Genomic DNA, 26699 nt, shown 5'->3' with positions numbered 1-26699 from the left:
TTCCGAGTTGTAAGTTAAAGATAAACAAATTTGTGCAGCTGATTTTTTAACGCTTAAAGTGTATCAGTAAAACGCAAAAAGGCTTGTTGCCCCACTTTATCCCGTTTAAAAACACCAGCATCTTCCAAAACACGGGCAAAAATTTGTCCAACTTCACCATGTATGATATCCATGGCATTTGCTGGCGTAAATTCATGGGTTTGCATCATCGCTTGTGCCCAAGTTTTATGGTAGTCGGCAATATTATTAGGTTTACCTAATACATATTTTTCAACTTCTTCTAATTCAGGTAATAATCTTGGTGGTAAGACAGCTAGTCCCATTACCTCAATCAGACCAATATTTTCTTTTTTAATATGTTGCACATCTGGATGGGGATGAAAAATACCATCGGGGAATTTTTTTGAAACATTATTATCCCGCAATACTAAATCAACCTCATATAACTTTCCATTTCTTCTGGCAATGGGCGTTATCGTATGATGTGGCGTGCCATCTTCACTAAATGCTTTGACACAAACACTTTCATCTGAATAGTGTTTCCAGGCTTGTAAGATATACTCGCAAGCATTTATCATTTCAGTTTTGTCTGCTCCTTGCAACCGAAGAACTGACATCGGCCATTTTACAATTCCCGCTTTAATATTTGGAAAAACACTTAAATTAATTTCTTTTTCAAAGGGAGCTTTTGCCATTGCAAAGGTGTGCTTTCCACCTTGATAATGGTCATGGGATAAAATTGATCCTCCTACAATCGGTAAATCCGCATTTGAGCCCACAAAATAATGGGGTAAAACTTCAATGATGGTCAATAAACGTTCAAAAGTTGCCCGGCTAATTTGCATCGGGCGATGCTCTTCTGATAAGACAATGCAATGTTCATTATAATAGGCATATGGGGAATATTGAAATCCCCAACTCTCACCATTCAAGTTCATGCGAATAATGCGGTGATTGGTCCGCGCTGGATAATTCAGGCGCCCTTTATAGCCTTCATTTTCCATACAAAGCATACATTTGGGATAATCGCCCGCTGTCACATTTTTCATTGTTGCAATTTCTTTAGGATCTTTTTCTGGTTTAGAAAGATTAATTGTAATCTCTAATTTTCCATATTTCGTTTCAGCTGGAAAAACAATGTTTTTAGCAATAGCACGCGTTTTAATATAGTCATTTTCTTGACATAATTTAAAAAAGTATTCGGTTGCGGCTTCTGGTGTTTTAGCATAATGTTGGGCAAAAAAAGCATTAACAACTGAAGGCGGCGGCGTCAAAAAATCCATTAACTGCGCTTCCAAAATTTCTTTTTGGGCTAGACTATCTCCGATTACACCATTTTCTTTTGCTTTTTTTACTAATGCATCTAATAACTCTAAAGAATTTTGGGTCGCACTTTGTGGCTTAACCTCATCCAGACTATCCTCCCCAATTAAAGCAATAATCCGATTTTGTAAGTATAAGCGGTCTAATTCCATATAACCACCGGCATGAATGGCTAATGTCGCAAAATCCACCACTGTCTGGCTGATACTCATTATTTTACCTCCTAGTCTTCATAACCATGAGGATGACTAACGTGCCAATCCCAAGCTGTTTTAATAATATCTTTAATGTCGGTATACGCAGGTTGCCAGCCTAAAATTTCTTTTGCCTTGTCACTTGCAGCCACAAGTGTTGCAGGGTCCCCTTTTCTTCGGGGGGCAATTTTGGCAGGAATTTTTCTACCCGTAACTGCTCTAGCGGCTTCTAGCATTTCCTTAACGGAATAACCATTATTACTGCCAAGGTTAAAGACATTGCTTTTGTTACCTGCTTTTAAATATTCTAAAGCTAAAATGTGCGCGGCAATTAAATCTTCTACTTGAACATAATCACGAATACAAGTGCCATCTGGTGTTTTGTAATCATCACCGAAAATCTGCAACGCCTCTCTTTGCCCTAAAGCAACTTGTAAAATAATCGGTACTAAATGGGTTTCCGGATCGTGATCTTCCCCAATTGAAGCATCTGCTTTAGCTCCGGCAACATTGAAATAACGCAAGGCAACGTATTTCATCCCGTATGCGTTGTCACACCATTTCATCATTTTTTCCATCATCAGTTTACTTTCCCCGTATGGATTTTTGGGTGCAGTTTCAGCCGTTTCTTTAATTGGTACAACTTTTGGTTCGCCATAAGTTGCCGCAGTAGAAGAAAAGACAATATTTTTTACATCATTTGCTTGCATCACTTCTAATAAAATTTGCATTCCGTAAACATTATTATTAAAATATTTCAATGGCTTTTCTACTGATTCGCCAACTAAAGAACTAGCCGCAAAGTGAATGACACCTTCAATTTTCTCTTTTTGAAAAACACTTTCTAAAAAGTCTTTATCCCGCACATCCCCTTCATAAAAACGCGCATCTTTATGAATTGCTTGTTTGTGCCCAGTTAATAAATTGTCCACAACCACCACGTCGTATCCTTTGGTAATTAATTGATCCACTGCGTGAGAGCCGATATAACCAGCTCCGCCTAATACTAAAATTGACATTTTAAAGCCTCCATTTTTTATTTTAATTTGCGGGCACCATCATCAATACTCGCTTTGTAAATATCTGTAGCATACCCAATCTTCTCTTTGTAGGCAGCTTTTACATTTTCAGTAAAATGCTCAAATTCACTTTCTTTAACAAGTGCAATCGCACAGCCACCAAAACCTGCTCCAGTCATGCGCGCCCCTAATACACCTGATTGCGCTTGGGCTGTAGCTACTAAAGTATCCAACTCAATACCTGTCACTTCATAATCATACTGCAAAGACGCATGAGATGCATTTAATAATTTACCAAAAGTTGCTAAATCACCGTTCACTAATGCCATCTTGGCTTTTTTAGTCCGTTCATTTTCAGTAACTGCATGTTTTGCTCGTTTAATGAGAACCTCATCCCCAATTAAATCCGTATTATTGAAAAATTCTGCTTCTGATAATTCACCTAATGATCTAATCGGTAATTTTGTTTGGAGGCGACTCAATGCTTCTTCACATTCACTTCGGCGTTCATTGTATTTCGAGTCAGCTAATTCACGGCGTTTATTCGTATTCATAATCGCCACAACGTATTCGCCAAATTCTGCTGGAACCAATTCATATTCAAGTGTATTTGTATCCAGCAAAATGGCATGATCCATTTTTCCCATACCAATTGCAAATTGATCCATGATACCTGAATTGACACCAATAAATTTATTTTCTACGCGTTTACCTGTTTGGACTAATTCAATCATTTTGACATCAAGGTCAAATAAATCTTGTAAGATTACCCCTGTCAAAAGCTCAATCGATGCTGAAGATGAAAGACCTGCTCCATTTGGAATAGTACCATAAAAAAGAATTTCCATGCCACTTTCAATTTGAAAGCCATCACTTTTTAAAAAGCGCATCATCCCTTTTGGATAGTTAGTCCAATCGTGTTCTTTACGAAAATCCAAATCATCAATTGAAAATTCAATAATTCCTTTTTCCGGGAAGTTTTCCGAATAAAGACGGACTTTTTTATCCTCACGTTTTCGTGCTAACCCATAAGTACCGATTGTAATTGAAGCTGGAAAAACATAACCGCCATTGTAATCTGTATGTTCGCCAATTAAATTAATTCGGCCTGGAGCAAAATATTCACCGGTTGGTTTATTACCAAATTTCGCATTAAAAAGTTCTTGTAAGTCTTTTGTCATCAAAAAACACCCCATCATTTTTGTTTAGTAAATTTATTATAATTTATTTACTAAATATTTTCAATGATTATTTATTTACGAACTTAATGCCAGTCACTAACTAAAAAAAGCGTTTAGCTTTTATTTTTAGTGGACTTGTTACATAATATAATAAAAGTATGAACGGAGTGATTGGGATGAAAAAATTTGTATCAGGTGTCTTAGTCGGTACTTTGGCTACCGTTGCAGCAGCAGGTGCTTTTGTAGCAACTGTCAAAAAACAAGTAATCGATCCTATCGATGAAAAAGAAGCGATGATTGAAGAAAACCGAAAAAAAGCAATGCGTAAACGCGTTGCCCGCTAATAAAAAAATCACACCATCAACTGGTGTGATTTTTTTAATGTATCTCTAAGGACTGCTTATCTTAGTAGTCTTTTTTCTTTTAATCTATTTACTGATAAATAAAAATTATGTTTTGCGGTTTAAATATTCTGCTAACACGACCGCTTGATTATGCACTTCATCTTTAGCGCCATATAACAACGTTACTTTTTCTTTTCGCTGAACAATTGTCGTAAGTTGGGCAAGTGCAGACTTAGCCGGCTCAGTTTGCAACTCCGCGATATACTTTTCTTTAAAGACCGGAAAGTTTTCTGGCTTGTGGCCAAACCATTTTCGCAATTCTGTTGAAGGAGCAATTTCTTTTAACCATTCATCCAAGTGTGCATCCACTTTTTTAATGCCCCGCGGCCAGACTCGGTCAACTAAAACGCGAAAGCCATCTTTTTTTTCGTAGTCGGCATAAATTCTTTTTGTCGTAATCATGATTAATCCCTCCTTTCTTTAGTTTAGCACTTCTTGGTAAAACCACCCAATAAAAAAAATACTGGACTAAAAGCCAGAAGTGACCTTTGTTCCAGTATTAAAAATTTAACTGTTTTTCTTTTTAACTTTACCTTCCCAGCTTTGGTATCCACCTTTTAATAAGTAAATATCTGTATAGCCGGCTTTACGCAATTTGTTGGCAGCTCGTACTGCAATTGCTCGTTTTTGATCATAAATGTAAACTGGTTGATCTTTACGAATACTACCAATTGAATTTTTCAAAACAGAGTAGGGAATATTGCGGGCACCTAATACATGTCCGGCATCAAACTCATCTTTTTCCCGAACATCAATGACTTGTGCTTTACGCATACCTTCTCGAAAAGTCTCTTGATCAATTGTTGTAGCAGATTTTTTAGCCATAATTCGAAGATACAATTCATTAATTCCGATTCCTAATAAAATTGCAATTAAAACAATATCAATAATAATAATTGGAGACATCTTTTGCTTTCCTTCCTATTTCACGAAATCTAATGCTAATGAAGCTGCGCCAATAACGCCTGCTTCGTTGCCTAGTTGTGCTAATTTAATACTGGTACTTTCAGTTACTTGTGGGAAAGTAAATTCAGCAAAGTACTTTTCAACGCGACTACGTAAAAATTCCCCTGCTGCTGAAACTCCACCACCTAAAACAATTGCAGATGGATTTAAGGTGTTGCCTAAATTACCACATGCTAAGCCTAAATAAAAGCAGACCTTGTCAACGACCATTAAAGCAAAGGCGTCACCTGTCTGGGCATAATCAAAAACATCTTTAGATGAAATATCATACCCTTCATCTAGTTGCGCTTTTAATTTCGAATCCCCTGCGTACTCTTCAGCTAAATGACGAGCTACCCGTACAACACCAGTAGCAGAAGAAACAGTTTCTAAACAACCCTTTTTACCACAAGTACATTGGAAACCTGCTGGATCAACTGTGACATGGCCGATTTCACCGGCACAACCTGCAACACCGTGTAATAAATGACCTTCAGCGATAATACCACCACCAACACCGGTACCAAGGGTGATAAAGATAACGTCTGGGTTATTCTCCCCAGCACCTAACCAACGTTCGCCCAAAGCTGCAACATTGGCATCATTGTCAATGGCAAAAGGAATTTTAGTTCCTGCTTCAATTTGTTCTTTAACAGGTTGCAAGGTCGTCCAATTTAAATTGTAAGCCCCAATTACTGTTCCTGCATTACGATCAACACTACCTGGTGTTCCCATTCCAATTCCAACAAAATCTGCTGGTTTCATGTTGTATAAGGCTAAATGATGGTTAATGGATTCCACGATTTCTGGTACGATATGACTACCTTCATCCAATATGTTGGTTTCAATACTCCATTTTTGTTGAATTTCTCCTGCGGTAGTTAAAATTGCGAATTTTACTGTAGTCCCGCCTAAATCAATTCCGATAATTTTTTTGTCCATGTACAATTATCCTTTCTGCCGACTTTCTTCAATGCGATGCTCTCGTTTTAATATGCGCCAGCAAGTTAGATACGTATCGTGATCGATTAAACGACCATCGTATAAATTTTTTAATTCAATTAACATTAATTCGATATCATAAATGCGCTTGCCTACATAAATATAAATACCAAAACGTTTAAATAATTGCTGAACATCGTAAAGAGTTTCCATTTTACACACTTCCTCGCATATTATACAGGCAATCCATATTTTTTTAAACCATATAAAAGACAAATCACGAAAAGAAATACAAAAACAACACCGCAAATAACTCTTGTATGAATTGAAAAACGACCGTGATTTTGTGGTAGCGCTACGACATTACCTAACAATAGCCCACCGATAACACCGCCGATATGTCCCCAGATATCAATCGATTGATCAAAAATACCAAATAATAAACTAAGACCAACAAAAAGGGCAAATTGTCTGACCATGCCTTGCACAGCCGGATTATTGCGGAAATAATATCCTAATAACAAAAAGGCCCCGAAGACACCAAAAATTGAAGTGCTACTACCAGCTGAACGGATGCCTGCGTTATTAAATGCAAAACTGACTGCATTTCCCATCACGCCACTTAATAAATACAAGACAAAAAAACGCCAATGACCATAGATGGCTTCAACTTGCTGCCCAATAAAATATAATACAATTGAATTAACAGCAAAATGGGTCAGTGAAAAGTGGATAAATATCGGTGTTATAAAGCGCCAGTATTGGTGAAGATAGGCGACAAAAGGTCCAAACATCACACCACGAGCTTCAATTTGTAGACTGGGAATAAACATAAGCAAATAAACGACTGTTTGAATTGCTAAAAAGCTGTACGTAACAACCGGCCGATTAAGCCAGCGTTTTAATGTCATTTTCCATTCGTTATTCATAAACAACCTCACTTCTATAATCCGTAATTATTTTTTTTACCGGAAGATCAAATTTCTCAGGCTGCCAATCCTCAACAATCTGCTCATTAAAAACCAAACTAACCGTCTGTCCTTTATAATCCATTAAAAAGCGATCGTAATACCCACCACCAAAACCAATGCGATAACCGCGACTTGAAAAAACGATGCCAGGAACTATTAATAAATCAATTTCATCTTTTGCTACTGTATCAGTTACTAGTGGTTCTTGTACACCAAAATTAGAAACGTGATAGCTTGTATCTTCAACAACCGGATGAAAAGTCAATAAACGATTTTGTAAAGCTTTTGGGGCAACCATTTGTTTACCTTCTTGAAAAGCTCGTTGAAAAATTGGCTGCGTATCTAATTCTATGTCCGTTGCACGGATAGCGGCAATACAATTTGCCTCTTGCCATAGACGACTGGCAAATAACAATTGCAAAATAATGGTTTCTTTTTCTTGTTTTTTACCTTTATGAAGAGCTAATTCTTGCAACTTAGCAATTCCTTTTTGGCGTAACTCTTTTTTATCCAAATCCATCGCTCCTTATTCAGGATATTTTCCAAGTGAGATCTCGCGATACGTCATCTTAACAGACTAATTAAGACTCTAATTGCATGGTATCGAAAAAATAAAAAAATAGCAAACGGCTGGAAAATACCAAAATGCCTGCATTTTCATTTTAAGTAAAAACAAGACAAGTAGTAAGTAAAAACAAACCTTACTCCTTGTCTAATTCTAGTAATCCTAAAGAGAGTAGCAATTCATTACCGATAGTCTTATACCTTGGGATTTTGCACCAATAAAATCAAGAAATAAGGTGCACCACAAATGGCAATCATTACGCCTGCAGGTAATTCACCACCAGTTAAAAGTAATCTGCCTAAGGTATCAGCGGCTAAAACAATTACAGAACCAATCAATAAGGTTAATGGAAAACGTTGTTGCGCTCGCCCTTTTACTAAAGTCTTCGCAATATGAGGTGCCAAAAGTCCAACAAAAGCTAAGTTTCCGCAAAATGCCACGCAACTGGCTGCTATCGCCGCCCCTAAAAATAAAAAACGAAGGCGAACGCTGCGAACTTTTACACCTATGCTGAAAGCCTGCTCATCGTTTAACTGCAATAAGTCTAAATAAGGCAACTGTCTGAATGTGACCCCAAGTAAAAGGATAAGCCAGCTGAGTAAAATAAAAACATAACTCCAGTTTGCCCCCCATAACGAGCCCGCAAGCCAATTTGTTACAAAACGATAGCGATCTGGTGCCACTTTAATCGTGCCCAATAAAGTCAAAGCGCCAAAACCAGCGTTCACAGCAATCCCTGCTAATAATAATTTATCCAAAGTTAAAAAAGGACCTTTTTGATAGGCAATCCCATATACTGCAAAGACCGCAATCAAACCACCTGCTAATGCTAATAGCGGCAGCAAAAAGCCACTCCCTTGAGCAAAAAAGCCAAGATAAATCAGTACAAAAAAACCCGCACCACTATTAATTCCCAGTAAAGATGCATCTGCTAAATCGTTACGGGTCACACCTTGCAATAAATATCCCGCTACGCCCAGACCAGCACCACCTAAAACAGCTAAAATAGTTCGCGGTAGCCGCAACTCAAAAACTGTCAATTGCAATGCATTACTAGCCTTTCCTCTGATCAATAGTAAAATATCATTCAAAGTTAAAATTTGACGTCCAAGTATAACGCTCAGCCAAAGTAAAATAAGGAGTAAACCAAGGACAATGCCATACACATATTTTTTTTTCACGCTCGACTCCTCCAAATCTTTAGGAGTAAAAATGGAACCCCAACAATTGTAATCAAAAGTCCCAAAGGTGTTTCAAATGGCGGATTTAAAAGGCGGGCTAATAAATCCGCTAGCACTACAAACAGCCCCCCGCCAACCAAAACTAATGGCAATAAACGGCGATAATTATCTCCTGTAAAATAGCGCAAGACATGAGGGACCATCAGTCCGATAAAACTGATGGGTCCAACAAGTGCCACCGCAATTCCAGCCAAAATAACGACAAATAGTAAAGTAAAAAAACGAATACGCCCCGGTTTTTTTCCTAAAGCTAATGCATTGTCATCCCCTAAAAGTAATAAATTAATGCCCCCGGCAAGAAACAAAATGCCTGTTACTGCAATTAAGTAAAGCAGCCAAACTTGTTTTAATTGCTCCCAAGTAATATTGGCGACTCCACCAACAAACCAAAAGGCAATATCTTGTTGCAAATCAAACAAAAGCGACAATGCCTGACTAAGTGCGGTAAAAAGACTGCTAATCGCCACCCCGGCCAACACAAGACGCGTTGGTGTCAAGGTGGTAACAGAACGGCGGCTGACCAAAAAAATTAAAAAGGCGGCTAAAAAAGCACCCGCAAAAGAAAACCAAATTGTTTGATTAATTGAAGCCTTGGGCCACAAAATAAAAACAAGCGCCAAGCCTAACGAAGCACCGCTGTTAATTCCTAATAAACCAGCATCAGCTAGTGGATTTCTAGTCACCCCTTGCATAACTGCTCCACTTAAAGCAAATGCACTTCCCACAAAAAAAGCACCGATAATGCGAGGTAAACGTAAATTCACGATTATTTGTTGGGCTTGATTGTTTTTATCAAAGTGAAAAAAAGCACTTATAATTTCACGAATAGAAATATCAGCAGCTCCATTTGTTAATGATAAAAATAGAACTAAAAAAGCCGCGATTATTAAAAATCCCCAGACCAAAACAAAACGACTAATCTTCATCTTCTGTCTCCTGCAATTCATAATTCATTAAAAGCGGTTTTTCCGTTTTGATATCTACTGATAATTCCGCCTTAATGGCAAATAATTGCGCCAAAATTTCAGTGGTCATGACGTTTTGTGGTGTCCCATTAGCTATAATTTGACCTTGTTTTAAACCAATTAGGATATCAGAAAAACGGGAAGCCAAATTTAAATCATGGATAGACATGACAATCGTTTTTTGATACTTTTGATTGATTTTTTGAAGTAGTTGTAAAATTTCCAACTGATGAGCTGGATCTAAAAAAGTTGTTGGTTCATCCAAAATCAAAATATCTGTATCTTGTGCTAACGCCATTGCCAACCAAACACGTTGCCGCTGTCCACCCGAGAGAGCTTGTAATGAACGTTGGGCTAGATTTTCAAGACCGGTTGCAGAAAGTGCCCAATTAATTGCCTCTTGATCTTTTTGATCCAATTGTCGCAGTCCCTTTTGATAGGGGAAACGTCCGTAAGAAACTAATTCTCTAACTGTCAACTCAAGATTTTGTTCCGTGTTTTGTGCAAGTAAAGCGATCTGCTGTGCCACTTCTTTTGTCGGTAACGTTTTGATACTGACACCATTTAGATTTACTACCCCTTTTTGTGGCTGCATAATTCGCGCCAATGTTTTTAATAGTGTCGACTTGCCACTGCCATTTGGTCCAATTAACCCAATTATTTTTCCTACTGGTAATTGGAGCGACAACGATTCAATAATAATTTGTTTTTGATAACCAACAGTTATCTCTTTTGCTTCCAAGGTAGTCATTGTAATTCTCTACTTTCATTGATAATGATTATCAATTATCGCTTTAATTTTTCAATTCGTCAATAGTAGGAAAATTGATTTCATCGCATTTGTCTTAAAAATAAAATTGACAAAAAAGAGAAATATGCTAGTATCTTTAATTGATAATCATTCTCATTTAAAGAAATAAATACCTGAATTTGCTTTACAAGAAAGGAAGTCATTCATGAAGAAGTATCAAAAAATTACCACCGGTTTAGTATTATTAGCTAGTCTTTTATTATTTGCAGGTTGTGGGACGGAAAATAAAGAGTCCACTCAAAAAGAAAGTCGGACACTGACCGATCAATTGGATCATAAAGTTGAAATTCCCAATAATCCCAAGCGAATTATTGGCAGTTATTTAGAAGATTACCTAGTAGCATTAGGAGAAAAACCAGTTGCCCAATGGACTGTTGGGGGTGGATCTCGTCAAGATTATTTGCGTAAGGATCTAAAAGATGTTCCTTTAATTAATTATGACTTACCTTATGAAGATGTTTTATCCTATGAGCCTGATTTATTATTAATTGAATCAAACGGTTTAGTTGAAGGGGGAAAATACGATAAATACACCAAAATTGCTCCAACCTATGTTGTTAAAAATGGCGAAAAAGTTACCTGGCAAGCTAAATTAACTGACGTTGCCAATGTCTTGAACAAACAAAAAGAAGGCAAAAAAATCATTACGGACTATGAAAAATTAGTAGCTGAAACTAAAAAAGATTATGCCAAAAAAATAGAAGGTAAATCTGTCGCTGTTTTGTGGGTAACCAATAACTCTGCTTTTATGGTTGCTGACACACGTTCCAGCGGTGATCTGTTGTATCAACAATTAGGCTTTAAGATTCCGAATCTAACCAAAGAAATCAGCGAAAAGGCAACTTCAGATTGGTCGGCGGTTTCACTAGAAAAATTAGCCCAAATTGATTGTGACTATTTAATTCTTGTTAATAGTGACAAAAAAGCGGCAATGTTCAAAGATCCTTTATGGCAAAATATTCCCGCAGTAAAAAATGGGAATTTATGGGAATTCGGCCCTGAAAAAAGCTGGTTGTATAATGGCCCCATCGCGTATCAAAAGATGATTGAAGATGTCAAAGCAAAACTAAAATAAATAAAAATGGCACCTGCTATAGCTGTTGTATCGCCTAAAAAATTAGCTTTTTACGCTAATTTTGGGGAAATTACTACAGTAGCAGATGCCATTTTTTATGCTTTTATGTTATCACAAAAATCAAAAAGCACTTTTCCGTTTTTGCCTGATTGCTCAAAGTCTGCAATTGCTTGTTTGAATTGTATCAATGAATAAAATGCTGAAGGTCGTGGTAAATGCCAAAGTCCACTTTTCAAGTAGTAAAAAATTTCTGTAAAAGTCTGCTGCCATTTGGCATTTGTGATACGGTCTAGCCAATGACGCAAATGAAAAATTTCTACCGAAATATCCAACTGGGTAGTCAAAAACTGCCAATCAACCTGCTCTCCTGACAACAATCCTATTGTACGAAACTTTCCTCCTGCTGTTACACACTCAGCCAAAATATTGCCTTGTTGACCACCAATAGAGTCCACTGCAGCCTGAACCCCTTTTTTATTGGTTATTTTTGTGACGGTATCTTTTATATCCTCTTTAGCTGAATTCACAACAAAAAACAAGCCAAGTTTTTCTAGCTCTTTTCGCGCCTTCTCATTTCGTACTACGCCAATCAATTTAAATCCTAGTATTTTTGCAAGTTGGATAAACGATTTACCAATCGAAGAATTTGCAGCGTTGATGATTAAGAAATCATCTTTTTTTAACTTAAATTCCTCCACACACAACACCCAGGCCGTAACCGGATTGATATAAGCCTGACTGGCAGTAATGGAATCAATTTCTTCAGGAACCATGACCGCATAATCCGCCTGTGTCACTACAAATTTCTGCCAAGTTCCCTCTCCTCGTAAAGGTAAGACTCGTTTATTTAACAAGTGCTTATCTGACTCATTGTGCACACGTCGGACAAGTCCCACACCTTCATAGCCAATAAGGCTGGGTAAAGGGGTTCGGTGGGCATAGGCACCAGTTATTGGGATTAGATCAGATGGATTGATTGGTGCATACAACATCTCAACTAAAATTTCCCCTTCATTCAAACTTGTAAGCTGCTTATCTTTCATTTGAATAACTCTAGCTGGTTGACCAAATGAATCAAAATAAAGTTGTTGATTATTCATAAATCCTTTTTTCCGCCTTTGTCTGTAATTTTACTAGTTCTAACGAAGTGAAGCCTCTTTTTTATTTCAGATAGGTGCGAAGACATTCATCTATTCTAAACTCCTGTTTACGGCTAAAAGGTAATCGAGAAGTAGCTTTTGTCTCAAATTTTCACCTATAAAAAGACAGTTTAAAAAGCTGTCATTTTACTTCATTAAAAAATAGACTCCCTTAAGAATAACATGTTGCTGCCTAACATTTTTGTTCGTTGAACTGAATTTAATAGGTTTGCTCATCAAAAACGACTATACTAAAGAAAACATTTATAAAAACGAGGTGTGTCTAATTGAAACTTTATCATAATTTTGTTGCCAATCTTAAATTAAGACGCTATGTTGTGTTGTTGAGCATCATTTTTTTACTTTATTTTGCCCGTAGTCTTATGACACCAATCTTATTAACCTTTATTTTCACCTATTTGGCTATTCATTTTGTACAATTGGTCCAACGCTTGATCAAAATTAAACCCATTTTTATCGTGGTTGCCTTATATGGTGGAACACTATTACTTTTGTATATTGCCTTAACCAACTATATCCCAATCTTATTTCACCAAACTTGGCACATGGTCGATACGGTCATAGACTTCTACGACAACCAACCGACTAATTCCAATCAAGTCCTCGACTGGATTTTACAATACGTCCAACGGAGTGAGTTTCTTGACCAATTAAAAGGCGGCGCCAGCTTTATCATTGGGTACCTCCACGATTTTGGCAAACTCGCTGTTTCGCTAGCTTTATCTTTTTTACTGAGCTTCTTTTTTACCGTTGAATTAAAGAAAGTAAAAGATTTCTCAAAATTATTTTTTACTAGTGATTTTGGCTGGTTTTTTCAAGATATATTTTACTTTGCCCAAAAATTTATTAACACTTTTGGCGTCGTTTTAGAAGCACAATTTTTTATTGCTATCGTAAACACCGTCATTACGGTTATCGGCTTAGCCATTATGGGATTTCATCAACTACCAAGTTTGGGCTTAATGGTCTTCTTATTTAGTCTCATCCCTGTTGCTGGAGCCATTATTTCAAGTATTCCGCTGTCATTTATTGCCTATTCACAAGGGGGAATGTGGGACTTAATTTTTATCTTATTCATGATTCTTGGCATCCATATTCTAGAAGCCTATGTCTTAAATCCCAAATTCATGTCAAGCCGTACAGAATTACCCATCTTTTACACCTTTGTGATTCTCTTAGTGGCAGAGCGCCTTTTTGGAATTTGGGGCTTAATTGTTGGCATCCCAATTTTTACTTTCTTCTTAGATGTTATGAAAGTCAAAAAAATTCCGCATTCAGAAACTTGAGTAAAATAATTAAACTCTAAGAAACATTTCCCCTCTTATAGCGCAATAGTACAACTTTTAACACGTTAGAAAACACTTTGGTGCATTATTTTTCAACAACACACCTTCAGCCCTTTTCTAACCTGTACTTTTATGAAATCTGATAGATTTTAACAAAAATCGGAAGAAAAAATAACTAAGAGTAGATTTCAACTGTTACTTAACTGTTGGTCTTAAAAAAATTAAGTTGGTTAATACAAGTCTTTCACTAATATTTAGTCTAAAGAAAGTCTTTTATTAAAACGATTGGCTTTTGACTAAGATATAATATGAAAAAGGAGCTGACAAGCCTATGCGTGATATCATTGTTATAGTAGGCACTTTTGCAATAATTGGTTTTGCTGCTTGGGGAAGTGTTATGGAAGGTAAATGGTTGAAAGAAAAAATAAACAAGAAAAATCATAAGCAATAGCTTTGATTTCCGCTAAAAAAAGAAACCCTCTAAAACACTGGTCTTAAAGGGTTTCTGAAACGATTATTTAGTTTCGCGGTGTAAAGTAACTTTTCTTTCGCGTGGGCAATATTTATTTTTTTCCAAGCGGTCAGGGTTGTTACGTTTGTTTTTGCTTGTCAAATAGTTGCGTTCTTTGCAAGAAGTGCATTCTAATGTGATGTTTACGCGCATGTTTTTCCCTCCCATATCCTCATTCGTACTCTAAGATTTCTCTCAGACTTGAATATGATAGCATGTTTTTTCTCTGAATGCTAGTCTTTTAAGTGATTTTTGTTAAGTAGTTTTACTTGACGATAAAGAGTGGTAGATGATGACAATAGAATCACTTGTATTTTTCAATATGGAGATCTTACGATTGAAAAATACAGACGGTTATGATAAAAGTCTCCCACAAAATTAAAATTTTTGTGGGAGACCTTGTATTCTTTTTTTATTCGAAAAATTCACCGTAGACATCATCTACTGTTTGTTCTGGGTTAATTACGATATAAAGGCTCTTTGTTTCTTCACTTACTTTAGTTGTTTGGTAAACATTATCCAAACCTTCTGTATCTTTGTCTTTATATGGGAAGTAGACCATATCTGGTTTGCCGGCTTTAAATAAAATTTCCATCCGTTCGATATCTTGATATTTCAAAGCACGGGCAAACATCCCCAATTCTAAACCACCCAGGTTAATATCATGGGTTGCAACATGATCACCTTCTGGATAAATTTCAATTTTAAAGCCCGCACATGGATGAATTTCAACAAATTCACTGCCATTAATTCGACCAAAACTTGTGGTAATTTGTTTAATCCACAAATCGCCAATAAAGCGACGGTTAATCGTCCAAGTTTCTCCATTACGGAAATAAAATTTCAAAGCTGTCATTTCTCTAGCCATTTGACTTCCTCCTCAGATTGTCAACAACCTTTGTGATTGATAACACAACAATTGTGACTTTAACAATTTGTTTCACTCCACTCATTAGTTTAGCACAACTTTAAAATGCAGGATAAGAAAATGCTTACAGCTGATTCAAAAAGTCAGCGGTTTTCACTTCGACGCGTTGATGTTTCCCTTTTGCAATCACAACATTTCCTTCATAACACTGAAACAAAAAGAGCGTTTTGCCTGACTGACTTAATTCAATATCCACTTCAACTGTTATTGTTGCACCAATTTTAGAAGGCTTTAGATGCACCAGCTCAAACTTTACACCAACCGTTGTCTTAGTGCTGTCTAGTTTTTCTTGCAAGTATTCAAAACAAGTATTTTCTACCATTTGTACAACAGCTGGCGTAGCTAACACCGCCAAGCCACCTGAACCCATTTTTTCTGCTGTTAAATCTTTGGTGACTGTGAATTGTTTTTGTCTCATTACTTCTCACCTGCTTGTAGTATTTCTTGTGCTGTTTTTAACAAAATTTTAGCATCATTTTCCAAGACTTGTGTTACTACTTGATATTCCAATTGACTTAAGATTTCTTTTAACCATTTACCAGGCTTTCGATCAAAAGTTTGTAATAAGTCGTTACCGTTAACTGCTAAGTCCCGTAATTGTTTAATCGGCAATTTTTCATATTGCATTTCTATTTTTTTTAAATCAGCAGTCAAGTTGTAAAATGGTGCCAAAGCTTCTACTGTCAAACTATTTTCTAAACCTAATTGATAAATTTCCCAATTTGTTAATGGTTTTTCCTGCCGTATTTTCAATCCCCAATGAAGTGCTTGGACATTTTGAATTAACTCATTTGACGCCTTCCATTGTTTTAAAAATGGACGAATTAATGTTTGCCCCATCCCCATTTGCTCAATGAGCACTGTCCACGCTTGTTCTTTTGAGGAGAAAGTCAAAGGTTTCATGTCGGCAAAGCGCAATAAAGCCTCACCGTAATGCCGCAACCCTGGACAATACAAATAACATTCTGTTTCCACGAGAAATGAAATTGCTTGATTGCGAAATTCACCTAACAAAAGTTTACTAAACTCAACATAAATGCGTTCAACTGAAATCTTGTCGAGTAGTGCATGGTTTTCCAAAATTGCATCAAAAGTTTCAACCTCAAAAGCAAAACCTAGTTGGCTGACAAAACGTAAGCCTCTCATCATGCGCAGCGCATCTTCATGAAAGCGTTCATGAGGATCTCCTACTGCCTTTAAGACGTGTTCTTCTAAATCCATTAAACCATCAAATAAATCAATGATTTCGCCATCATCTTTTAACGCAAAGGCATTAATCGTGAAATCCCGACGTTTTAAATCCTCTGTTAAAGACCGGACGAACTCCACTTGATCAGGACGTCTAAAATCCTGATACGTCGACTCTGTCCGAAAAGTGGTCACTTCATATTGTTCCTCTTGCTGCAAAACTAAAACCGTGCCATGCTCGATGCCGATATCAATTGTGCGGGGGAAGATCTCTTTAATCTCTGCCGGAAATGCACTAGTAGCGATGTCAACATCATGAATTTTATGTCCCAACAAAATATCTCTCACACTACCGCCTACAAAGTAAGCTTCAAAACCAGCTGCCTCAATTTGATTGGTTACCGGTAAAGCACGTTGGAATTCTTCAGGTAATTTAGCTAATCGCATTTTCATCCTCCGGGGCACGCTTGCCGTCTTTTCTTTCAAAGCGGTAATAATCCCGCTGATTAAATTTCGCCATATTTTGATCAAAAACTTCTGTTAAATCAATTTCTAAAGAATTCGCCATTAATAATAAGACAAAAAATACATCCCCTAGTTCTTCAGCAACTGTATTTGGGGCTTCTTCTGCCTTTTTTTGTTTTTCACCGTAGTAATGGTTTACCTCTCTTGCTAATTCCCCCACTTCTTCTGTCATACGCGCAAGTTGCGCTAGCGGAGAAAAATATCCTACTTTAAATTGGTCGATATAATCATCTACTTCATGTTGCATCTGTTGCAATGTTTTTTTACTCATGTGATCACTCCTGTCATTATCTTATCAAAATAATTATGCAATTCAAAGTATGCGCCAATTGTCAGTGTCATTTTTTCGTGCTACATTTGAGAAGGCAGAAAACAGGCGTTATCTTCCTTAGTTTCTAATTGATAAAAAAAGAAGGTGAGACCATGAATACAAACAAATATACTCCTTTATTAAAAGATCTAATTTTAATTCTGATTGGCACCTGTATTTATGCATTTGGTTTAATTTATATCAACATCCCAAACAGCCTCGCTGAAGGGGGCGTAACTGGGATTACCTTGATTTTACGGGCATTATTTGGCATTAACCCAGCCTATAGTACCTTTGTTTTAAATATCCCAATTATTATTTTAGGCGGTAAAATCTTAGGAAAACGTTCTTTTTACTACACTATTTTTGGCACCACCAGCTTGTCTGTATGGCTTTTTATTTGGCAGAAAGTTCCTTTGGCGATTAACTTGGAACATGATTTGCTTATTTCAGCTTTACTAGCCGGTATTATCGCCGGTTTTGGTAGCGGGATCGTTTACCGTGTCGGTGGTACCACCGGTGGTAGTGATGTTATCGCCCGCATTTTAGAAAAAAAACAGGGGATTTCAGTCGGTCGCTCTTTATTTTTCTTTGATATTTTAATTTTATTGGCTTCCTTAACTTATATTGATTTAAAAAGAATGATGTATACGTTAATTTTCTCTTATGTCTTTGCCAACATCGTAGATACCATTTTAGACGGCGGCTATTCAGCCAAAGGCATTCTCGTTATTTCCAATGAGACAAAACAAATGGCACCTGTCTTAATGGAAATAACCGGACGGGGTACGAGCTTTTTAAAAGGCGAGGGCGCCTATTCTGGTACAGATAAAAATATTTTGTACATGGTGGTTACTTCCAGAGAAGTTATGGAAGTAAAACGCATTATTGCTGAATTTGATGAACAAGCTTTTATTTCCGTTATCAATGTCCATGAAGTGGCAGGTGAAGGCTTCACTTACAAACGCCCCAAAAATAACTTTTTTAAAAAGGTCAAAAATCATAGTTAACCTCTCATAAAAAAGGCGGTAAAATCTTATCCTAAAATACTTAGGAATAAAATTTTACCGCCATTTTAATCAACTGTTTTTTGTCCTTTATATTGCTCTAACTCTTTGTTCACAGCTTCTGATAAACGTAAAAATGTCTCTTCATCACCTTTTTCTAACGCTGCATCAATTTCTTGGTACAATTGCTTAATCCGTGCCGTTTGCTCTTCTTCAAAGAGGAATTGATCAATACTGTCAATTACATCAGGATCGATGTTTTCATTCCACTTCATGAAAGGATTATCCTCTAAAATCGACAAATAGCCAGGATTATCCCACGCATTGTCAAAGAGGCATTCAATATATAACGCATCTTTCCAATTCAAACGAATTTCATGAAAAATTTGGTCGCTGTCGTCAAAAACTTTTCCTGAAATAAACAATTTGATAGGATCACCTTGGACTGTTAAATCACGAATCTGTAACCCCCGACTGGTTGTATCTGCATTTTCAACAAAATGAACATTGTTTAAAATTGCTTCATGATTTGCTAAGTAATTTAAAATCCAACAAACTTCCCGACGGCTAAAAGAGGCATGGGTAACAAACCAATTGAGAAAATTTTTCTTTTCTTTGACGTCGATAAACATCGTCCTCACCTTCTTTTCTTTATGATAAAGCCTCCAAAATCGACTGTACTTCTAAATCACCAGGCTCATGAGCCAGATAGTGTTCCAATAATTCTTTTGCAGCTTGAATCTGACCTTCTTCTCGTAAGAAAATCCCATATTCTTTCATAAATTCTGGTTCGTGATGCAATTCAATATTAGCTTTTTCGTAATGAATCGCTGCTTGGCTAAAGTCTTCTAATTGATTATAGGCCTGAGCCAAATTCCACTGGGCATAGGCGTCATCGGGATTTTCCATTTGGTCAATCGTCGTAATAACCGCTTCGTATTCTTCTTGTTTTAAGTATAGATTACTCAACATAAATAGTGTTTGGTCTAATTTATCACCGGTTTCCAATGCTTTTTGCAAATATTCTTCAGCTTTTTTATCATCGTGAAGTCGGTAAACATTCTCAGAGGCAAATTGATAAAAATCAACATTAAAAGGATTTTCTTTAATCCCCGCTTCAATTACTTCTTGGGCTTCTTCTAACTGCTCTTCATCTTGCATTGCTTCTGCTAAATACAAATACAAGGATTGATATTTGGGGTTTAAACTGCGTAATTGCTCAAGATATTGAATAACTTGTTCATTTTCTTTTAATTGACGGTACACAAAAGCAATTTGAAAAAGGCGATCATCGGTTACTTGCGTTTCGAGTGCGCGACGCAAATGAAGTACAGCCTCTTCAAATTGGCCCTCCATGCTTAACGCCGTGCCTAGGCGTTCTTCTAATAAGATATCTGCCATTTCTGTTATATTGGAATTTAATAAAATTTGGTAAATCGTCGCAGCCTCACCAAAACGCTCGGTTGTGAAAAATAACTCCGCTAAAGCAAATTGAATTAAAGGTTCGTCTGGCAAAATTTTTGCAGCTTCAGTCAATTTTGCTTCACTAACTTCTGGAATACCAATCATTTGATAAAGATCCGCAGCTAATAGTAGTGCTTGTACATAATAATCACTATTTTTGGGAACTTTTTCAATAAAATTCAACGCTTGGTCACTATTATCATTTTCAATGGCCACTTCAGCTAAGCCTAAATATAATTCTTCATTATTAGGATATTTCTCCAATAGATGTAAAAAAGTCTGTTCCGATTCTTCTAAAAAACCAATCTGTAACAAATATTGTGCCAATTCATGTAATTGACTATCATCATCTTTAGCTAACGCTTGATTAAATGCTAAATTAGCACTCACCAAATCTTCATTTTCTAAGGCTTCTAGCATTTGTTCACTATATGATTTTTCCATTAACTTTCACGAATCTCCTTTATGATAGCTTGATATTTTTCAATTGCTTGTTGCAATGATTGAACGGTAACCTTTGTTTTCTTACCAACTTTGCCAATTTTTGCTAACACGAAAATTGGTGCCTCTTTTTGTGCTTGAGCTAAAACTTGCAACTGGTAATCGGTTAAAGAAATCTGTTTTGGTAAATAAATAGGATAGCCTAGTCGTTGAAACCAAATTAAAAAATTTTTCAAATTAAAGTGCAGTTTGTCATTGGCATCGCTCCAGAATAAATGGAATAAAATTCCAAATAAACGTTTCATATTAGAAGATAGCAAATGCCCATTTTCGGTCTGGTAAAAAGCCGCTTCAAATAACTGCCCGAAGGTTTCAATTTCAGCTGATTCAGCATAATAATCAATCAACTCTGTTATTAAAGCAGCAAAAGAACGGCGATATACTAGTTGTTGATTAGGAAAATTTTGATATAAATTTTGCAAGAAATCGTAGTCACAAACTAGACCTATTCGTATGAAAACTAGTAGATCAACTAATTTTCCCTCTGTTTGTGCTTCTGTCAAAGTTTGATCAAAATATACTGCCTGTGGCAAATTTTTAACCTGCAGTAACACTTGGCTGTTTTGTTTCATTACGGCTTGTTCTGTGATTAAGGCTTTGGCTAAAGAACGAACCGAAACCGGGAGACACCAGTAATGCCCGGGCAAAACCGTGGTCTGTGCTAAAAAGCCAGTTAACTGCATAACACCTTCATTTCCATAACCACAAAATAGATACTTGCGATTTGACGGAAATCGTTCTAAAAAGTGGAGTAAATTCATTAGTTCTTCTAAATTATTACAATATGTTTGATTGCGACAAACATACCAGTCAATGTCATAGGCATTTTTGAAAAGCTGACTGACTTTTTCAAAAGAACGATCATAATATTTCTGATTTGTTAAAATAATCACGTGTAAATTATCGCTAGCAGCAGGATTGATACTTTTATTTAATGTTTCGCCATAAAATATCTGTGTGGTTAATTGGTCTTTTTGATAGCTCTTCTCCATAAGCTCCTCCTAGTATAAGTTTATCATTAAAAGGCAGAGAACCAAAAGATTTCGCCATCATTTTCTCCTTCAAAAAAAAGAAAAAAACTTCCCACTTTTAATGAGAAGTTTCCTACGACCAATCAAATTACCAACTTGCTTTTTTTACACCAGGAATTTTTCCTTCATGGGCCAATTCTCTGAATTTCACCCGTGACATGCCAAACTTGCGCATATAGCCTCTTGGACGTCCGTCAATCCGGTCACGATTTTTCAAGCGGTTAGGATTAGAATCTTTGGGTAATTTCGCCAACGCTTCATAATCGTGGGCTTGTTTTAATTCATAGCGAATCGCCGCATAACGCGCAATCATCGCTTCTTGTTTTTTTGATTTTGCAATTTTTGATTTTTTTGCCATTTTGCTGTCCTTTCTTTTTTAGCCAGCAGACAATTATTTGAGCATTTAAAACGTAATATTTACGCTTTGTTAATATAGCACGTTTTTCCTTTTGCCGCAAATAACTTAGCTTAGAAGGATCAAATACATTCTACATGTCAAAAAAAGCTTCAACTAACCCTACTCTACCATTTGCTTTTAGTAGTTTTAGCTGAAGCTATTTTTTATAGTCATAAAATAATAGATATATTTCTATTTAATTAAATGTAACGATTACCTGCTATTTCCTTTATTTTTAAAACTTAATTAAACTAATAATGAGTAAAGCGAAGGTGCTGCTTGTAAGTTAATATATGTTGGATCAAATTGCTCCAAGCGCGTTAATAACGCCGTTAAATCAGCGGTTTCTTTAAGCAGGACACCTAACACGACTGGACCTGTCCCCCGATTAATTTTTTTTGTATATTCAAAACGCGTAATATCATCCTTTGGACCTAAAACTTCACTCACAAATTCCTTTAAAGCACCAGGACGTTGTGGAAAATTCACCACAAAATAATGCTGTAAGCCTTCATAAACAAGAGAACGTTCCTCAATTTCTGCCATGCGACTAATATCATTATTCCCACCACTGATAACGCAAATGATGGTTTTTCCTTTAATTTCATCTTTTAAAACTTCTAATGCTGCCACACTCACAGCACCAGCCGGCTCGGCCACAATCGCTTGCTTGGTATATAATTCTAAAATAGTCGAACAAACTAAACCTTCATCTACCACTGCTAACGCGTCTAGGTAAGCTTTGGCATGAAAATACGTTAATAACCCCACTTCTTTAACCGCAGCGCCGTCAACAAACTTGTCAATTTCATTTAATGAAACTGGACCACCATGATCAAAAGCCGCCTGCATAGAAGGTGCTCCTTTTGGCTCAACTCCAATAATTTTTGTTGCTGGACTCGTATTTTTTACATAAGAGGCAATCCCGCTGATTAACCCGCCGCCACCAATGGCAGCTAAAATATAATCAGGTTTAAATCCTTCTTTTTGGGCATCGGTCATCATTTCAAGCGCTAGTGTACCTTGTCCAGCAATAATATCTGGATCATTAAAAGGATCAATAAATGCCATTTTGTGTTTTACTGCGAATTCTTTTGCCGCTTTTGCTGAAGCATCAAAAGTATCACCAACTAATCTGATTGAAACTTTCTTGCCACCAAAAAATTCTACCTGTGCAATTTTTTGGTGCGGTGTCGTTGTGGGCATAAAGATAACAGCAGAAATATTCATTTCGTGACTAGTATAAGCAACTCCTTGGGCATGATTACCAGCACTAGCACAAACTACCCCATTAACTAATTGTTCATGGGGTAGTTTTTTTATGGCATAATAAGCACCTCTTAACTTGAAGGACCGAACTTTTTGCAAATCTTCCCGCTTTAATAAAATCGTTGCCTCATACTTTTCAGATAAGTAGCGATCGTATTGTAATGGCGTATGGCTAACTGCCTCTTTTAATACTTTGTATGCCCTTTTGATTTGTACATCCGTCGTCAAATCCAAGGTGCTCACCTCCAAAACTAATCTTTTTTCGTTACAAAAGGCATCATTTTTCGTAGTTCATTACCAACTTGTTCAATTTGATGTCCGGCGTTTTCTTTTCGCATTTGCTTAAACTCAGGGAAACCAGCTTTATTATCATCAATAAAACCTTTGGCAAAGTTACCGTTTTGAATATCAGTTAAAACTTCTTTCATATGTTTTTTTGTTTCGGCTGTGATCACACGTGGCCCAGAAACATAGTCCCCATATTCAGCTGTATTTGAAATAGAATGACGCATCTTAGAAAAACCACCTTCATAAATCAAATCGATGATTAATTTCATTTCATGACATACTTCAAAATAGGCAAGTTCTGGTTGGTATCCAGCTTCGACTAAGGTTTCAAAACCTGCTTCGATCATTGAAGTTAGACCGCCACATAAAACAGCCTGTTCACCAAATAGATCTGTTTCAGTTTCTTCTTTGAAAGTTGTTTCCAATACACCAACGCGGGTGGCTCCGATTCCTTTTGCATAAGATAGCGCAATATCTTGTGCTTTGCCACTAGCGTCTTGATACACTGCAAACAACGCCGGGACAGCAAATCCTTCTGTGAAAGTACGGCGAACCAAGTGTCCTGGTCCTTTTGGCGCAACTAAGAAAACATCAACATCTGCTAGAGGTGTGATAACATCAAAATGGATATTAAATCCATGGGCAAAAGCTAATGCATTACCAGCAGTAAGGTTCGGGGCGATTTCATTGTCGTAAAGTTCACCTTGAATTTCATCTGGTGCCAAAATCATTACAACGTCACTTTCTTTTGTTGCTTGGGCTACTGACTTAACGGTAAAACCGTCTTCACGGGCTGCGTCAGCTGATTTGCCTTCACGAATACCAATAATAACGTTGTGTCCTGTATCTCGCAGATTTTGCGCATGAGCATGTCCTTGTGAACCATAACCTACAATTGTAATCGTTTTGTCTTGCAATGCATCTTGTTCTACACTATTTTCGTAATAAACTTTTACCATATTAAAGTCCCTCCAAATATTCAAAATTATATTAACAGCAATTTTTTGCGATTAACCTCTAGTAAAGCCAGTAATGCCTGTACGTGCCATTTCTTTAATTCCGTATGGTCTTAAAATATCAATACACGCATCAACTTTTTCAGATGAGCCGGCAATTTGAACGGCAATAGTTTTGATACCCACGTCGACAATGTCTGCTCGAAAGGGTTCGATCATTGTTTTAATCTCTGTTCTCGTAGCAGCTGGCGCATTCACCTTGACCAGTGCCAATTCCCGCTCAAGGTGTGGCTCATCGGTAATATCAGAAACTTTTACGACCGCAATTTGTTTATTGAGCTGTTTGGTGACTTGTTCAACTTCAGCTAAGGTCGCAACATTAATAACAAAGGTCATGCGAGAAATTTCTTTATCTTCAGTTTCTCCAACGGAAATACTTTCAATATTCACTTGTCGGCGATACAAAACACTACTAATCCGACTTAAAACGCCAACGTGATTGTAGACCATCGCAGTAATCATCCGTTTCATTTTAGTCCACCCCTATCATTTGATCATTGGCTTTTCCCGGAGGAATCATCGGTAAAACATGTTCGGTGGGGGAAATAACAACTTCAATTAAGCCTGGTCCTGGCTTGTTAAATGCCTTAGTAAAATCAGCTTCCATCGTTGCTGAATTTTCAATTTTGACGCCATTTATGCCGTAAGCTTTTGCTAACATGACAAAGTCTGGTGAGCTTGCAAAAACTGATTGGGAACGACGATTCTCATAGAAAACTTCCTGCCATTGTCGCACCATTCCCAAAGAATTATTATTTAGCAAAATAAATTTAATATCTAATTGGTGTTCATTTAAAATAGCGAACTCTTGATTGGTCATTTGGAAACCGCCATCCCCCACAAAAACGACAATTTGACTATCGGGATTTCCAAATTTAGCACCGATACCAGCGGGAATACCATAACCCATAGTCCCTAATCCACCGCTTGTAACCAATTGATTGGCAAATTTGAAAGGATAATACTGCGCAACCCACATTTGATGTTGGCCAACATCAGTTACCACGTAAGCATTACCTTTCGTCAATTTTCCCACAAGTTCAATTACTTTTTGTGGTTTAATTTCTGTAGTGCTATCACGATCGTAAGTAAATGGTTTTTCTTGATGACGCTGCAGGCATAAAGATTGCCATTTTCTAGTATCTTGGACTTTAATTTCTTTATTCAACATACTCAAAAGAGCTTTTTTTACGTCTGCTACGATGGGAATCGCAGTTGGAATGATTTTCCCAATTTCTGCAGGATCAATATCAACGTGAGCTACTGTTGCGTTTTGGGCAAAATCTTTTGGAGAAGTTGCCAAACGGTCTGAAAAACGACAACCAAAGTTAATCAATAAATCACAGTCCACTAACGCCATATTAGCTGCATAAGATCCGTGCATACCTGCCATGCCTAAGAATAATTCATGATCGCTTTTAAGAACGCCCAAACCCAGCAAACTTGAAATTGTGGGAATCTGATATTTTTCAACAAAACGCGTAAGTTCCATTGCTGCATTTGCGGCCACAACTCCTCCACCAGCTAAAACTACAGGTCGTTTTGCTTCTGCTAATTTTTCCATCAACCGATTTATCTGCAGTGCAGAAGGCTGCGTATTGGGATGATAGCTTTCTAGGTGAACTTCATTTGCTGGTTGCGCATCAGTTTGACAAACTGTCATATCTTTAGGCAAATCAACTACTACTGGACCTTTACGACCTGTAGTGGCAATATGAAACGCTTCGTTTAAAATTTGGGGTAAATCATTGATATTACGGACTTGATAATTATTTTTTGTAATCGGTAGCGTGATACCTAAAATATCAGCTTCTTGAAAAGCATCTTTACCAATTCCTTGCGTCACCACTTGCCCGGTAATAACAACTAAGGGGACTGAATCACTCATCGCATCAGCAATCCCTGTTACAACATTTGTTGCTCCCGGACCGCTCGTAACAACAACAACCCCCGGTTTTCCGGTTGACTTAGCATATCCTTGTGCGGCATGAACAGCTCCTTGTTCGTGTCTGGTTAAAATATTGGGAATATCTTCGTGGTAAAGCGCGTCATATAATGGCAAGACCGAGCCGCCGGGATACCCAAAAATAATTTCAACGTCTTGTTTTGCTAGACAGTCTAATAATAATTTTGCACCTGAAAATTGTTCTGCGACGCTTGCATTTTTTTGCGTACTTGCCAT

Annotated in this window: 30 protein-coding genes; 4 read left to right on the top strand and 26 right to left on the bottom strand. The window is 37.0% G+C overall.

Features of this window, described 5'->3' with window-relative positions:
• Positions 1-53: 53 nt before the first annotated feature.
• Genes galT through JZO76_RS13655 form a run of 3 tightly spaced genes read right to left on the bottom strand, consistent with a single transcriptional unit; the run spans position 54 to position 3717 of the window.
• A complete protein-coding gene (gene galT / locus JZO76_RS13665; RefSeq protein ID WP_206905704.1) occupies positions 54-1535 on the bottom strand; it encodes a UDP-glucose--hexose-1-phosphate uridylyltransferase in 1482 nt (493 codons plus the stop codon).
• 11 nt (positions 1536-1546) lie between these two features.
• Positions 1547-2536: a UDP-glucose 4-epimerase GalE gene (gene galE / locus JZO76_RS13660; protein WP_206905703.1), complete on the bottom strand. Its 990-nt coding sequence runs from the start codon at positions 2534-2536 to the stop codon at positions 1547-1549.
• 17 nt (positions 2537-2553) lie between these two features.
• A complete protein-coding gene (locus JZO76_RS13655) occupies positions 2554-3717 on the bottom strand; it encodes a galactokinase (protein WP_206905702.1) in 1164 nt (387 codons plus the stop codon).
• Between the two features lie 176 nt (positions 3718-3893).
• Here JZO76_RS13655 and JZO76_RS13650 point away from each other — a divergent pair, with 176 nt between their 5' ends.
• Positions 3894-4061, top strand: coding sequence for a DUF3042 family protein (locus JZO76_RS13650; protein ID WP_206905701.1), 168 nt, complete (start codon positions 3894-3896; stop codon positions 4059-4061).
• A 105-nt stretch (positions 4062-4166) separates the two neighbouring features.
• On the opposite strand, the gene JZO76_RS13645 is transcribed toward JZO76_RS13650, so the two are convergent.
• The 9 genes from JZO76_RS13645 to JZO76_RS13605 form a co-directional block, all read right to left on the bottom strand.
• Entirely contained in the window at positions 4167-4523 is a 357-nt protein-coding gene (locus tag JZO76_RS13645) for a DUF488 domain-containing protein (protein WP_206905700.1), read from the bottom strand.
• Positions 4524-4628: 105 nt separating this feature from the next.
• Positions 4629-5027: a rhodanese-like domain-containing protein gene (locus JZO76_RS13640; protein ID WP_206905699.1), complete on the bottom strand. Its 399-nt coding sequence runs from the start codon at positions 5025-5027 to the stop codon at positions 4629-4631.
• 15 nt (positions 5028-5042) lie between these two features.
• Positions 5043-6008, bottom strand: coding sequence for an ROK family glucokinase (locus tag JZO76_RS13635; protein WP_206905698.1), 966 nt, complete (start codon positions 6006-6008; stop codon positions 5043-5045).
• A gap of 6 nt (positions 6009-6014) precedes the next feature.
• The gene (locus tag JZO76_RS13630; protein ID WP_173102792.1) at positions 6015-6221 is read right to left on the bottom strand and encodes a YqgQ family protein; all 207 of its coding nucleotides are present in this window, start codon (positions 6219-6221) and stop codon (positions 6015-6017) included.
• Between the two features lie 20 nt (positions 6222-6241).
• The gene (locus JZO76_RS13625; protein ID WP_206905686.1) at positions 6242-6937 is read right to left on the bottom strand and encodes a rhomboid family intramembrane serine protease; all 696 of its coding nucleotides are present in this window, start codon (positions 6935-6937) and stop codon (positions 6242-6244) included.
• On the bottom strand, positions 6930-7493 hold the full coding sequence (locus JZO76_RS13620) for a 5-formyltetrahydrofolate cyclo-ligase (protein WP_206905684.1): 564 nt from the start codon (positions 7491-7493) through the stop codon (positions 6930-6932). Before JZO76_RS13620 ends, JZO76_RS13625 begins: the two co-directional genes overlap by 8 nt.
• A 245-nt stretch (positions 7494-7738) precedes the next feature.
• Complete coding sequence (locus JZO76_RS13615; protein ID WP_206905682.1) at positions 7739-8725, bottom strand: iron chelate uptake ABC transporter family permease subunit; 987 nt, start codon at positions 8723-8725, stop codon at positions 7739-7741.
• The gene (locus JZO76_RS13610) at positions 8722-9711 is read right to left on the bottom strand and encodes a FecCD family ABC transporter permease (protein WP_206905679.1); all 990 of its coding nucleotides are present in this window, start codon (positions 9709-9711) and stop codon (positions 8722-8724) included. The genes JZO76_RS13615 and JZO76_RS13610 overlap by 4 nt, the downstream gene beginning before the upstream one ends.
• Positions 9701-10501 (bottom strand): ABC transporter ATP-binding protein, encoded by an 801-nt coding sequence (locus JZO76_RS13605; protein WP_206905677.1) that lies wholly within the window; start codon positions 10499-10501, stop codon positions 9701-9703. Before JZO76_RS13605 ends, JZO76_RS13610 begins: the two co-directional genes overlap by 11 nt.
• Positions 10502-10706: 205 nt before the next feature.
• Between JZO76_RS13605 and JZO76_RS13600 the strand changes: the two genes are divergently transcribed.
• The gene (locus JZO76_RS13600; RefSeq protein WP_206905674.1) at positions 10707-11636 is read left to right on the top strand and encodes an ABC transporter substrate-binding protein; all 930 of its coding nucleotides are present in this window, start codon (positions 10707-10709) and stop codon (positions 11634-11636) included.
• Between the two features lie 95 nt (positions 11637-11731).
• On the opposite strand, the gene JZO76_RS13595 is transcribed toward JZO76_RS13600, so the two are convergent.
• On the bottom strand, positions 11732-12736 hold the full coding sequence (locus tag JZO76_RS13595) for a zinc-dependent alcohol dehydrogenase family protein (protein ID WP_242595905.1): 1005 nt from the start codon (positions 12734-12736) through the stop codon (positions 11732-11734).
• Positions 12737-13062: 326 nt separating this feature from the next.
• Here JZO76_RS13595 and JZO76_RS13590 point away from each other — a divergent pair, with 326 nt between their 5' ends.
• The gene (locus JZO76_RS13590; RefSeq protein WP_206905671.1) at positions 13063-14082 is read left to right on the top strand and encodes an AI-2E family transporter; all 1020 of its coding nucleotides are present in this window, start codon (positions 13063-13065) and stop codon (positions 14080-14082) included.
• 514 nt (positions 14083-14596) lie between these two features.
• Here JZO76_RS13590 and rpmG read toward each other — a convergent pair.
• The 5 genes from rpmG to JZO76_RS13565 form a co-directional block, all read right to left on the bottom strand.
• A complete protein-coding gene (gene rpmG, locus JZO76_RS13585) occupies positions 14597-14746 on the bottom strand; it encodes a 50S ribosomal protein L33 (RefSeq protein ID WP_016172256.1) in 150 nt (49 codons plus the stop codon).
• A 259-nt stretch (positions 14747-15005) separates the two neighbouring features.
• On the bottom strand, positions 15006-15461 hold the full coding sequence (locus tag JZO76_RS13580; RefSeq protein WP_206905669.1) for a hypothetical protein: 456 nt from the start codon (positions 15459-15461) through the stop codon (positions 15006-15008).
• Between the two features lie 124 nt (positions 15462-15585).
• Positions 15586-15939: a thioesterase family protein gene (locus JZO76_RS13575; protein WP_206905667.1), complete on the bottom strand. Its 354-nt coding sequence runs from the start codon at positions 15937-15939 to the stop codon at positions 15586-15588.
• Positions 15939-17156 carry a CCA tRNA nucleotidyltransferase gene (locus JZO76_RS13570; RefSeq protein ID WP_206905665.1) on the bottom strand — a complete coding sequence of 406 codons (1218 nt, stop codon included), beginning with the start codon at positions 17154-17156 and terminating at the stop codon, positions 15939-15941. Before JZO76_RS13570 ends, JZO76_RS13575 begins: the two co-directional genes overlap by 1 nt.
• Positions 17143-17505: a nucleotide pyrophosphohydrolase gene (locus tag JZO76_RS13565; RefSeq protein ID WP_206905664.1), complete on the bottom strand. Its 363-nt coding sequence runs from the start codon at positions 17503-17505 to the stop codon at positions 17143-17145. The genes JZO76_RS13570 and JZO76_RS13565 overlap by 14 nt, the downstream gene beginning before the upstream one ends.
• A 152-nt stretch (positions 17506-17657) precedes the next feature.
• On the opposite strand from JZO76_RS13565, the gene JZO76_RS13560 reads away from it, so the two are divergent.
• Positions 17658-18554, top strand: coding sequence for a YitT family protein (locus JZO76_RS13560; RefSeq protein ID WP_206905663.1), 897 nt, complete (start codon positions 17658-17660; stop codon positions 18552-18554).
• Positions 18555-18619: 65 nt separating this feature from the next.
• Here the strand turns inward: JZO76_RS13560 and JZO76_RS13555 are convergent, their stop codons facing one another.
• From JZO76_RS13555 to ilvB, 8 genes are all read right to left on the bottom strand, one after another.
• On the bottom strand, positions 18620-19183 hold the full coding sequence (locus JZO76_RS13555; protein WP_206905662.1) for a ReoY family proteolytic degradation factor: 564 nt from the start codon (positions 19181-19183) through the stop codon (positions 18620-18622).
• A 19-nt stretch (positions 19184-19202) separates the two neighbouring features.
• Positions 19203-20459 (bottom strand): tetratricopeptide repeat protein, encoded by a 1257-nt coding sequence (locus JZO76_RS13550; RefSeq protein WP_206905661.1) that lies wholly within the window; start codon positions 20457-20459, stop codon positions 19203-19205.
• Complete coding sequence (locus JZO76_RS13545; protein WP_206905660.1) at positions 20459-21508, bottom strand: hypothetical protein; 1050 nt, start codon at positions 21506-21508, stop codon at positions 20459-20461. Before JZO76_RS13545 ends, JZO76_RS13550 begins: the two co-directional genes overlap by 1 nt.
• 127 nt (positions 21509-21635) lie before the next feature.
• Positions 21636-21905: a 30S ribosomal protein S14 gene (rpsN, locus tag JZO76_RS13540; protein ID WP_206905659.1), complete on the bottom strand. Its 270-nt coding sequence runs from the start codon at positions 21903-21905 to the stop codon at positions 21636-21638.
• A 285-nt stretch (positions 21906-22190) separates the two neighbouring features.
• A complete protein-coding gene (ilvA, locus tag JZO76_RS13535) occupies positions 22191-23447 on the bottom strand; it encodes a threonine ammonia-lyase IlvA (protein ID WP_206905651.1) in 1257 nt (418 codons plus the stop codon).
• Between the two features lie 17 nt (positions 23448-23464).
• Positions 23465-24460 carry a ketol-acid reductoisomerase gene (ilvC, locus tag JZO76_RS13530; RefSeq protein WP_206905649.1) on the bottom strand — a complete coding sequence of 332 codons (996 nt, stop codon included), beginning with the start codon at positions 24458-24460 and terminating at the stop codon, positions 23465-23467.
• Between the two features lie 51 nt (positions 24461-24511).
• Positions 24512-24988, bottom strand: coding sequence for an acetolactate synthase small subunit (ilvN, locus tag JZO76_RS13525; protein ID WP_206905647.1), 477 nt, complete (start codon positions 24986-24988; stop codon positions 24512-24514).
• A gap of 1 nt (position 24989) precedes the next feature.
• Complete coding sequence (gene ilvB, locus JZO76_RS13520; protein WP_206905642.1) at positions 24990-26699, bottom strand: biosynthetic-type acetolactate synthase large subunit; 1710 nt, start codon at positions 26697-26699, stop codon at positions 24990-24992.

Source organism: Candidatus Enterococcus myersii, assembly GCF_017316025.1.
GTDB lineage: Bacteria > Bacillota > Bacilli > Lactobacillales > Enterococcaceae > Enterococcus_C > Enterococcus_C montenegrensis.
Note: the sequence above shows the minus strand (reverse complement) of the source record. Positions and strands in the feature narration are given on the sequence as shown.

Coding starts and splice junctions, on each gene's coding strand:
- galT (WP_206905704.1), bottom strand. CDS start 1,535: ATGAGTATCAGCCAGACAGTGGTGGATTTTGCGACATTAGCCATTCAT.
- galE (WP_206905703.1), bottom strand. CDS start 2,536: ATGTCAATTTTAGTATTAGGCGGAGCTGGTTATATCGGCTCTCACGCA.
- JZO76_RS13655 (WP_206905702.1), bottom strand. CDS start 3,717: ATGACAAAAGACTTACAAGAACTTTTTAATGCGAAATTTGGTAATAAA.
- JZO76_RS13650 (WP_206905701.1), top strand. CDS start 3,894: ATGAAAAAATTTGTATCAGGTGTCTTAGTCGGTACTTTGGCTACCGTT.
- JZO76_RS13645 (WP_206905700.1), bottom strand. CDS start 4,523: ATGATTACGACAAAAAGAATTTATGCCGACTACGAAAAAAAAGATGGC.
- JZO76_RS13640 (WP_206905699.1), bottom strand. CDS start 5,027: ATGTCTCCAATTATTATTATTGATATTGTTTTAATTGCAATTTTATTA.
- JZO76_RS13635 (WP_206905698.1), bottom strand. CDS start 6,008: ATGGACAAAAAAATTATCGGAATTGATTTAGGCGGGACTACAGTAAAA.
- JZO76_RS13630 (WP_173102792.1), bottom strand. CDS start 6,221: ATGGAAACTCTTTACGATGTTCAGCAATTATTTAAACGTTTTGGTATT.
- JZO76_RS13625 (WP_206905686.1), bottom strand. CDS start 6,937: ATGAATAACGAATGGAAAATGACATTAAAACGCTGGCTTAATCGGCCG.
- JZO76_RS13610 (WP_206905679.1), bottom strand. CDS start 9,711: ATGAAGATTAGTCGTTTTGTTTTGGTCTGGGGATTTTTAATAATCGCG.
- JZO76_RS13605 (WP_206905677.1), bottom strand. CDS start 10,501: ATGACTACCTTGGAAGCAAAAGAGATAACTGTTGGTTATCAAAAACAA.
- JZO76_RS13600 (WP_206905674.1), top strand. CDS start 10,707: ATGAAGAAGTATCAAAAAATTACCACCGGTTTAGTATTATTAGCTAGT.
- JZO76_RS13595 (WP_242595905.1), bottom strand. CDS start 12,736: ATGAATAATCAACAACTTTATTTTGATTCATTTGGTCAACCAGCTAGA.
- rpmG (WP_016172256.1), bottom strand. CDS start 14,746: ATGCGCGTAAACATCACATTAGAATGCACTTCTTGCAAAGAACGCAAC.
- JZO76_RS13580 (WP_206905669.1), bottom strand. CDS start 15,461: ATGGCTAGAGAAATGACAGCTTTGAAATTTTATTTCCGTAATGGAGAA.
- JZO76_RS13575 (WP_206905667.1), bottom strand. CDS start 15,939: ATGAGACAAAAACAATTCACAGTCACCAAAGATTTAACAGCAGAAAAA.
- JZO76_RS13570 (WP_206905665.1), bottom strand. CDS start 17,156: ATGCGATTAGCTAAATTACCTGAAGAATTCCAACGTGCTTTACCGGTA.
- JZO76_RS13565 (WP_206905664.1), bottom strand. CDS start 17,505: ATGAGTAAAAAAACATTGCAACAGATGCAACATGAAGTAGATGATTAT.
- JZO76_RS13560 (WP_206905663.1), top strand. CDS start 17,658: ATGAATACAAACAAATATACTCCTTTATTAAAAGATCTAATTTTAATT.
- JZO76_RS13555 (WP_206905662.1), bottom strand. CDS start 19,183: ATGTTTATCGACGTCAAAGAAAAGAAAAATTTTCTCAATTGGTTTGTT.
- JZO76_RS13550 (WP_206905661.1), bottom strand. CDS start 20,459: ATGGAAAAATCATATAGTGAACAAATGCTAGAAGCCTTAGAAAATGAA.
- JZO76_RS13545 (WP_206905660.1), bottom strand. CDS start 21,508: ATGGAGAAGAGCTATCAAAAAGACCAATTAACCACACAGATATTTTAT.
- rpsN (WP_206905659.1), bottom strand. CDS start 21,905: ATGGCAAAAAAATCAAAAATTGCAAAATCAAAAAAACAAGAAGCGATG.
- ilvC (WP_206905649.1), bottom strand. CDS start 24,460: ATGGTAAAAGTTTATTACGAAAATAGTGTAGAACAAGATGCATTGCAA.
- ilvN (WP_206905647.1), bottom strand. CDS start 24,988: ATGAAACGGATGATTACTGCGATGGTCTACAATCACGTTGGCGTTTTA.
- ilvB (WP_206905642.1), bottom strand. CDS start 26,699: ATGGCAAGTACGCAAAAAAATGCAAGCGTCGCAGAACAATTTTCAGGT.